The sequence below is a fragment of the Caballeronia sp. genome, assembly GCF_049581465.1.
GTDB lineage: Bacteria > Pseudomonadota > Gammaproteobacteria > Burkholderiales > Burkholderiaceae > Caballeronia.
Genome location: NZ_JBAUSA010001121.1, coordinates 1 through 8,362 on the forward strand (window position 1 = coordinate 1; position 8,362 = coordinate 8,362).

The following is an 8,362-nucleotide window of genomic DNA, read 5'->3' on the forward strand; positions in this document are numbered from 1 at the left end:
TTTGTGTCGTGACGCGGCAGATCTCGACAACGTGTGCGCGGCGGTTGTGAACGATCTTCGCGGCGGCCTTCATGCCGTCGTGCTCGCGGACTATGAGTTCGGCCGGAATTTACAACTGGCGCAACCCGGCGACGCCGCGTTGCGCTTTTTACTGTTCCGCGACTGTTCCTGCCTTTCGCGCGACGAGGTGGATCAATGGCTCGCGGCGCGCGATAACGGTGACGCGTCGTCGCCATCGGTGGCGGGCGTGGCGAATGTCGCGGCGAGTATTTCGCGGGCAGCGTTCGATGAAGCTATCGGCAAGATTCACGATGCCTTGCACGCTGGCGATTCTTATCAGGTTAACTACACATACCGGCTTGCGTTCGACGTGTTCGGCTCGTCGGCTGCGTTGTATCGACGGCTTAGGGAGCGTCAGCCGGTTCGATACGGCGCGCTTATTTCACTGCCCGACGGCCGCGATGTCGTGTCGTGCTCGCCCGAGTTGTTCATCGAGCGTGATGGCAGCACGTTGCGAACGCGGCCGATGAAAGGCACCGCGCCGCGCGACACCGATCCTGAATGGCTCCGCCTCGATCCAAAAAATCGCGCTGAAAACGTAATGATCGTGGACTTGTTGCGCAACGACATGTCGCGGGTCGCCGCGACCGGCAGCGTGAAAACAACGCAGCTATTTTCTGTCGAAGCGTACAAATCGGTGTGGCAGATGACGTCGACGGTTGAGGCGCGTTTGCGGGGCGGCACGACCTTCGCCGCAATCCTGCGCGCGCTTTTCCCATGCGGTTCGATCACAGGCGCGCCGAAATACAAGACGATGCAATTGATCGATGCGCTCGAAAACACGCCGCGCGGACTCTACACGGGCGCGATCGGATGGCTCGATTCAAGCGAAGACTTCTGTCTTTCGGTGGCGATCCGGACGCTGGAAGTGCGTGAGGGGAAGGGCACGATGGGCGTGGGCGCGGGCATTGTGCTGGACAGCGTTGCTGAAGATGAATTTGCGGAGTGTCGATTGAAGGCTCAATTCCTGACCGGCGCCGATCCGGGTTTCCAGTTGTTCGAGACGACGTTTGCCACGCGGGGCGGTGGCGTTCGACATTGGCAAAAGCACTTTGAGCGGTTTTCAAGGAGTGCGGAACAGTTTGGTTTTCCACTGGATCACAACGCGCTTGAAAAGCTAATCGATGAGCAATGCGCCGGGTTCGACGCGGGTGTGGATTATCGGTTACGGATCGCGTTGAGCAAGAGCGGCGCGATCAGTGTGACCAGCGCGCCGATAGCGCCATTGGCGGGTGCGATAGTTGATGTGCTGCTGGCGCCGGAGCATGGCTTCAGCGCGTGTTCATCGCGCGATCCGTTGCTGCGTCACAAGACGACGCGCCGTGAGGAATACGACCGGGCGTGGCGTGAGGCCGAGGCGAAGGGCGCGTTCGACATGTTGTTCTTCAACGAGCGAGACGAGTTGACGGAGGGCGGTCGAACGAACGTGTTCGTTAAGCTGGATGGCCGCTGGTGGACGCCGCCACTGGATTCCGGTGTGTTGCCGGGCGTGATGCGCGGCGTGTTGATCGAGGAGCTGGCTGCCGGTGAACGAAGCCTTGAACGCGGAGATCTGGACCGGGCTGAATCACTGATGGTTTGCAATGCGCTGCGCGGCGCGATGCCCGCGCGGTTGAGCCACTGAGTAAGCCAACCTAAGCCAAGCGCTCGTTTGACTACACCGCAGCGGGAAACCGCGCGGCGGTGTTTACCTAAAATGACAATTCGGCATCGTCGCTTAGACAACCCTCAAAACGTATGCTCCGGTCCAGGAAAGCCCGCTTCCTTGACCGCGCGGACATAAGCCTCGACGGCCGCAAGAATACTCGGTTGTCCTTGCATGAAATCCTTGACGAATCGCGGCCGTTTACCGGGAAAAATCCCTAGCATGTCGTGCAGCACGAGCACCTGCCCGGAGCAATCTACGCCGGCGCCAATGCCGATCGTAGGAATGGCCAGCCGCGAGGTCACCTCGCGTGCGACCAGCGTGGGTACGGCTTCAATCACAAGCAACTGGGCGCCGGCATCCTGAAACGCCATCGCATCGCGTAGCATCTGCTCCGCGCCGGCTTCAGTTTTACCCTGCACCTTGAATCCGCCGAACGCATGCACCGATTGCGGCGTCAACCCGACATGGCCGCAAACCGGAATCGCACGATCGACGAGAAATCGCACCGTATCGGCGATCCATTCCCCGCCTTCCAGTTTCACCATTTGCGCACCGGCACGCATCAACGCAACCGCGTTCGCGTAAGTCTCCTCACGCGACCCGACGGTGCCGAACGGCATATCGGCGACGACGAGCGCGTTCTGATTCCCGCGCGCGACGCAAGCCGTGTGATACGCGATATCCGCAAGCGTGACAGGCAAGGTCGTTCCATGCCCTTGCAGCACGTTGCCGAGCGAATCGCCGATCAACAGGACATCGACGCCCGCGCGGTCCAGCAACGCCGCGAAGCTCGCGTCGTAACACGTGAGCATGGCGATTTTTTCGCCGGCTTCGCGCATCGTCCGAAGCTTCGGGACGGTAATCGCGGTACGGCTCGTTTCCTCTAAATACGCCATTTCAATTTCCACATCGATGAGATAAGAGACGGCGCGCCGGCGAGCAAGCCGAATACCGTTAAAGCGACGTGCCTTTGACAAAGAATTCCTTGCGCCCACGCATGTTCTCGATCCGATCCACGAGCAACGCCAGGTCTGCATCGGATTCGAGGGGATTCAGGTGTTCGGCGTTCACCGTCAACAGCGGCGTAGCGTCGTAATGATAGAAGAAATCGTTATAAGCGTCGCAAAGCGCGCGCAGATACGCATCGGGAATTTGCTGTTCCATGGGCAGCCCGCGTTTCTGGATTCGCGCGAACAACACTTCGGGACTGGCTTGCAGGTATACGACGAGATCGGGCGCCGGGCCGGCGGTATCAATACGTTTTGCAAGCTCACGGAACAACTGGAATTCGTCGTCGGGTAGCGTGAGACGCGCGAACAGGGCGGTCTTCTCGGTGATGAAATCCGTGATGAGCGGCGCGTGGGCCGCGTGTCCGGGCGTGCCGTCAAGCGTCGCCGCGATCTCCTGAGCCTGTTGCACGCGCTGGATCGCGAACTGCAATTGCGTGGGCAGCGCGTAACGCGCCGTGTCGTGATAGAAGCGCTCGAGAAACGGATTGTCTTGCGGCCGCTCGAACAAGGTGCGCATTGACCAGCGTTCGGCGAGCAGGCGCGCGAGCGTCGTCTTGCCGACGCCAATCGGCCCTTCGATCGCCAGATAACGATGCGGCGGGCGCAGGTGCGGCGCGGTGACGGTAAGAGGAGGCGCGCTCATTGAGTATCCAGCTTGTCGGAATCCGTGCCGCAACGTCCGTCGCGAGGCGCTACGAACGGGCACTGGTGGGTCGCGACCTTTTCGATGCGCTGATCATGCACGCCGGCGAGAAACGCATCGGCGCGGCCGCGTTGCGGGATGATCGCTTCGTGGTCGAGTTCGACCAGCGGCACGAGGGCGAAGGCGCGTTCGGTGAGGCGGGGATGCGGGACGACGAGATCGGCCTCTTCAATGCATGAATTGCCGAACAGGAGAATGTCGAGATCGAGTGTGCGCGGGGCGTTGCGAAACGGCCGCTCGCGCCCGAAATGCTGCTCGATGGTGTGGCACAGCCGCAGCAGATGTCGCGCGGGCAGCGTGGTGCTGACTTTGACGACGCAATTAAAGTAGTCGTCGCCGCCGGCGTCGATGGGCGCAGTGCGATACAGGCTCGATTTCGCGAGCACGGCGATCGTGTGTTGTTGGGCAAGACACACGACTGCGTCCTTCAGGGTCTGTCTCGCGTCACCTAGATTAGCTCCCAGGCCCAGATAAGCTACCGTCATGGCAAGAATCCTACGACTATCGTTCGGCGAAACTCGGGCTGAAGCACTGCTGCATGATTGCTGGCGGGGTCACGACCGGCGCGAACAACGGTGTCAATCGTCGTAGTGCCCAGCGTCTGCGTCGCCACTGTGCGGCTCGCGCTCTTCGCCTGAGCTCGTGCTGCCCTCGCTTTCGTCACCCGGCCTGCGACTTTTGGCGCTGCTGCTGCGCCGCCGCCGTTTCTTTGGCGCTCGATCCTTGTTGCTGCCGCCGTGCGTGAGAAGTGCTTCGCGCGCGCCGATGTCGCCCTCGATGAAGTCCGTCCACCACTGGCCAACGGATGCGTCCAGTTCCCCGGATTCGCATCGCAGCAGGAGGAAATCATAACCTGCCCTGAACCTTGGGTGTTCCAGCAGCTTGAGCGCGCTTCTGCCCGAGCGTTTTTCGAGCCGATGTTGCAGGCCCCATATTTCGCGCATATCCGATGAAAACCGCTTGTGGATGGCGAGTTTCTCGGTCTGCATGTCGAGCACGTCGTCCATCGCCCGGTGCAGTGCGGGGACCGGAAAATCGCCTTCGAGCGTGTATTGCTGCCAGCGCGTCTGCATGTCGTTCCAGAGCAACGTGGCGAACAGGAATCCTGGCGACACGCCCTTGCCCGCGCGCACGCGTTCGTCCGTGTTGGTCAGCGCGAGCGTGATGAATTTCTCGCCGTGCGGTTGCTCGAAAATCACGTCGAGCAGCGGCAAAACGCCGTGATGCAATCCTTCTTGCCGCAGCCGTGTCAGGCACGCGAGCGCATGGCCGGACAACAGCAGCTTCAGCATTTCATCGAAGAGACGCGCCGCCGGCACGTTGCTGATCAACTCGGCCAGCTCCTTGATCGGCGCGCGCGTGGCCGGCTCGATCTCGAAGCCGAGTTTCGCGGCGAAACGCACCACCCGAAGCATGCGCACGGGATCTTCCCGATATCGCGTGGCCGGGTCGCCGATCATGCGCAGCAAGCGCGCGCGGACGTCGGCCATGCCGTCGTGGTAATCCAGCACGGTTTGCGTGGCCGGATCGTAATACATGGCATTGACGGTGAAATCGCGGCGCGTGGCGTCTTCGTGCTGCTCACCCCACACGTTGTCGCGCAGCACACGGCCGCTCGCGTCGACCGCGTGCGTGCGCGTGTCCATCTCGCCGCGTCTCAGGCGGGGTGGCGGCGGCGACGGCGGTGCGTCGGCGGGGGTATCGACCAGGGCGCGGAACGTGGATGTCTCGATGATGTCCTGGCCGAACTGCACGTGCACGATCTGGAATCGCCGGCCGATAATCCGCGCACGCCGGAACAGCTTCTGCACCTGGTCGGGAGTCGCGTCGGTGGCGACATCGAAGTCCTTCGGCGCCACGCCCAGCAGCAGGTCGCGTACTGCGCCGCCCACGATGAACGCGCGATGGCCGCCTTGCTGCAGGCCGTCCGTGACGCGAATCGCGTTCTTCGATATCAGCGCCGGGTCGATGCCATGCACCTCCGACGACAGGATCACCGGCACGTTCGGGTCACGTACGAGCACGGGCGCGGCTTTCTTTGCGCGGCTCTTGCGGACGGGTTTTACATCGTTCGGGAGCGGAGTGGACGTTGTTGAATCTGCCGTGTCCGGAGCGCTTTCCTGGCCGAACAGCTTGCGAATGAGTTTTTTAATCACGTGATGGGAAGAGTTCCAGGATGCGCCAGCCGCGGGCTTGCGCGTGCGCGCGCAAGGTGTCGTCGGGATTGGTCGCGATCGGGTCGGTGACTTTCTCTAGCAGAGGAATGTCGTTGTGCGAGTCGCTATAGAAGAAACTGCGTTCGAAGTCGCCGAGGCTTTTGCCCATTGATGCAAGCCATGCCTCGGTGCGCACGATTTTGCCCTCGCGATAGCTGGGCGTACCCTGCGGCCGGCCGGTCAGCTCGCCGTTCGGGATATTGCCGACGGTTTCGACTTCACACGCGATCAACGCGTCGATGCCGAATGCCTGTCCGATCGGCGCCGTGACGAACGCGTTGGTCGCGGTCACGAGGCAGCACAAGTCGCCCGCAGCCTGATGCCGGCGCACGAGGTCGAGCGCGGCTGGCTGGATGGCGGGCGTGATCACTTCGCGCATGAATTGCGCGTGCCAGCCGTCCAGTTGCGCCCGCGAATGCTGGGCAAGCGGTGACAACTGGGCATCCAGGTACGCGTGGATATCGAGCGAGCCGGCCTTGTAGTCCTCATAGAAAGCATCGTTTTGAAGCGCGAATTTTTCCGCATCGACAATACCCAGCTTCACCATGAAGCGACCCCATTCGTGGTCGCTATCCGTCGGGATGAGGGTGTGATCGAGATCAAAGAGGGCGAGGTTCATAGGAGCGCATTTTACTTGAAGCGGTGACAAGGGGCTTTCGGTCGATCACGTTGTAAATTTGCGCTTCACAAAGTATTTAACATTTGTTCAAGACAATTCGTCGAAAAGTCCGGTTTGCGCCGATGGAACTGCGTCTTCCCTGGCAGCCAGCATGACACGCAGCAGCGGCAGGGTCACCGCGCGTTTTTGCTCCAGCGAAAAGCGGTCGAGTTCGTCAAGCAAGGTCATCAGGCTCGGCATATCGCGGCGAAAATGCGTGAGGAGATAAGCGGGGACATCATCGGCCAGCGCAATGCCGCGTTCGCGCGCCGCGTGCTTCAGGACCGCTGCTTTGCCCTCGTCCGAGAGCGGCGCGAGTTGAAAGACGAGGCCCCAGCCAAGCCGCGTGCGCAAATCCTCTCTCACCGACAACCCCAGCGGCGCCACATTGCCCGTCGCGACCAGTGCGCTCGCCGAATGCGCGCGCACCTCGTTGAAGAGATTGAAGAGCGCGACTTGCTGCGGACCCGACAGGCGTTCGCAGTCGTCGATGGCGTAGATCGTGGCTCGGGAGTCGAACGCGAACGCGGCCAGCGGCGCTTGCGGGTTCAGGAATAGCGCGCGGCCGTTTGCTTCGTGGACCAGCGCCTGGAGCAAATGGGTCCTTCCGCTACCGGCTTCCCCCCAGACGTAGAAGGTTCGATCCGCGACCGGACCGGCCGCAAGCGCACCTTCGAGTTCGCGCAGGCGCGTCACCAGTTCGTGGTTTCCGGCGGCGAAGAAATTATCGAAGGTGGCGGGCGGCGGCGTGCCGAGATCGAGCGTCAGTTGGCGTTGCACGGGCAATCGGTTCCGTCAGGCGTGTCTTGAAAAGCAGGGCACTCAGGTGGCCGTTGCCCGGTGAGTACCGCGGCAAAAGGCGTTGAGCGTGGTGTCGAGTCGTTCACCGGGCCCGCGTGAATCTCGAAATGGCTTTGTCGCGGACTTTCCCGCGCGCATCGCGAACGAGGAGAAATCCAGCTAGACGGCCGGCATCGGTTAAAATCGCATTTTACCGACCTTCTCGCCGATCCCCCATGAATCAACCGAAATCCTCCCCTGACGCCCAAGGTTTGTCCTATCGCGATGCGGGCGTGGACATTGATGCCGGCGACGCGCTTGTCGACCGGATCAAGCCCTTCGCCAAGAAAACCATGCGCGACGGCGTGTTGGGCGGTATTGGCGGATTCGGCGCGTTGTTCGAAGTGCCCAAGCGCTACAAAGAGCCGGTGCTGGTTTCGGGTACCGACGGCGTGGGCACGAAGTTGCGTCTTGCGTTTCAACTGAACAAGCACGACACGGTCGGGCAGGATCTCGTGGCCATGAGTGTCAACGACATCCTCGTGCAGGGCGCCGAACCGCTGTTTTTCCTCGATTACTTTGCGTGCGGCAAGTTGGATGTCGATACCGCGGCGACGGTGGTGCAGGGGATTGCACAGGGTTGCGAGATCGCGGGTTGCGCATTGATCGGCGGTGAGACGGCTGAGATGCCGGGCATGTATCCCGACGGCGAGTACGATCTGGCCGGATTTGCCGTAGGTGCAGTTGAGAAGAGCAGGATTATCGACGGAACGACCATCGTTCCCGGCGATGTCGTGCTGGGTTTGGCTTCCTCCGGCATTCATTCGAACGGGTATTCGCTGGTGCGGAAGATTATCGAACGCGCGCAGCCGGATCTCGATGCCGATTTCGACGGCCGTTCGCTCGCCGACGCGCTGATGGCGCCTACGCATATTTACGTGAAGCCGTTGCTGTCGTTGATGGCGCAGATGTCCGTCAAGGGTATGGCGCATATTACGGGTGGCGGGCTGGTCGAGAATATTCCGCGTGTGTTGCAGGCGGGGTTGACGGTCGAGCTCGATCATCAAGCCTGGCCGATGCCGCCGTTGTTTACCTGGCTTCAGAAGCATGGCGGAGTGGCCGATGCTGAAATGCATCGGGTTTTCAATTGCGGGATCGGCATGGTCGTGGTGGTTTCTGCCGCGGATGCGGCCGCTGCGATTGAGTTGCTTGCTGCGGCTGGAGAACAGGTCTGGGCCATCGGGCATGTGCGGGATTCGCTTCCGGATGAAGCTCAGACTGTAGTGG

The 8,362-nt window shown here is 61.4% G+C and carries 8 protein-coding genes; 2 read left to right on the forward strand and 6 right to left on the reverse strand.

Annotated elements, in window-relative coordinates; all coding sequences use genetic code 11:
* The coding region (pabB, locus tag WCA53_RS27365; protein ID WP_423918142.1) for an aminodeoxychorismate synthase component I at positions 1–1,684 on the forward strand (1,684 nt) is incomplete at its 5' end.
* 104 nt (positions 1,685–1,788) lie between these two features.
* Here pabB and panB read toward each other — a convergent pair.
* The 6 genes from panB to hda form a co-directional block, all read right to left on the reverse strand.
* Positions 1,789–2,604, reverse strand: a complete 816-nt coding sequence (panB, locus tag WCA53_RS27370) for a 3-methyl-2-oxobutanoate hydroxymethyltransferase (RefSeq protein ID WP_423918147.1) — start codon at positions 2,602–2,604, stop codon at positions 1,789–1,791.
* A gap of 58 nt (positions 2,605–2,662) precedes the next feature.
* Complete coding sequence (locus WCA53_RS27375) at positions 2,663–3,361, reverse strand: deoxynucleoside kinase (protein WP_423918150.1); 699 nt, start codon at positions 3,359–3,361, stop codon at positions 2,663–2,665.
* Positions 3,358–3,906 carry a 2-amino-4-hydroxy-6-hydroxymethyldihydropteridine diphosphokinase gene (folK, locus tag WCA53_RS27380; protein WP_423918153.1) on the reverse strand — a complete coding sequence of 183 codons (549 nt, stop codon included), beginning with the start codon at positions 3,904–3,906 and terminating at the stop codon, positions 3,358–3,360. Before folK ends, WCA53_RS27375 begins: the two co-directional genes overlap by 4 nt.
* A gap of 93 nt (positions 3,907–3,999) precedes the next feature.
* Positions 4,000–5,577 (reverse strand): polynucleotide adenylyltransferase PcnB, encoded by a 1,578-nt coding sequence (gene pcnB, locus WCA53_RS27385; protein WP_423918156.1) that lies wholly within the window; start codon positions 5,575–5,577, stop codon positions 4,000–4,002.
* Positions 5,570–6,256 carry an HAD family hydrolase gene (locus WCA53_RS27390; protein WP_423918159.1) on the reverse strand — a complete coding sequence of 229 codons (687 nt, stop codon included), beginning with the start codon at positions 6,254–6,256 and terminating at the stop codon, positions 5,570–5,572. The genes pcnB and WCA53_RS27390 overlap by 8 nt, the downstream gene beginning before the upstream one ends.
* 87 nt (positions 6,257–6,343) lie before the next feature.
* On the reverse strand, positions 6,344–7,081 hold the full coding sequence (gene hda, locus WCA53_RS27395; protein WP_423918164.1) for a DnaA regulatory inactivator Hda: 738 nt from the start codon (positions 7,079–7,081) through the stop codon (positions 6,344–6,346).
* A 230-nt stretch (positions 7,082–7,311) separates the two neighbouring features.
* Here hda and purM point away from each other — a divergent pair.
* The coding region (gene purM / locus WCA53_RS27400) for a phosphoribosylformylglycinamidine cyclo-ligase (protein ID WP_423918167.1) at positions 7,312–8,362 on the forward strand (1,051 nt) is incomplete at its 3' end.

Bases quoted from the DNA above. Each gene is read 5' to 3' on its own strand.
- panB (WP_423918147.1), bottom strand. From the start codon at position 2,604: ATGGCGTATTTAGAGGAAACGAGCCGTACCGCGATTACCGTCCCGAAG.
- WCA53_RS27375 (WP_423918150.1), bottom strand. From the start codon at position 3,361: ATGAGCGCGCCTCCTCTTACCGTCACCGCGCCGCACCTGCGCCCGCCG.
- folK (WP_423918153.1), bottom strand. From the start codon at position 3,906: ATGACGGTAGCTTATCTGGGCCTGGGAGCTAATCTAGGTGACGCGAGA.
- WCA53_RS27390 (WP_423918159.1), bottom strand. From the start codon at position 6,256: ATGAACCTCGCCCTCTTTGATCTCGATCACACCCTCATCCCGACGGAT.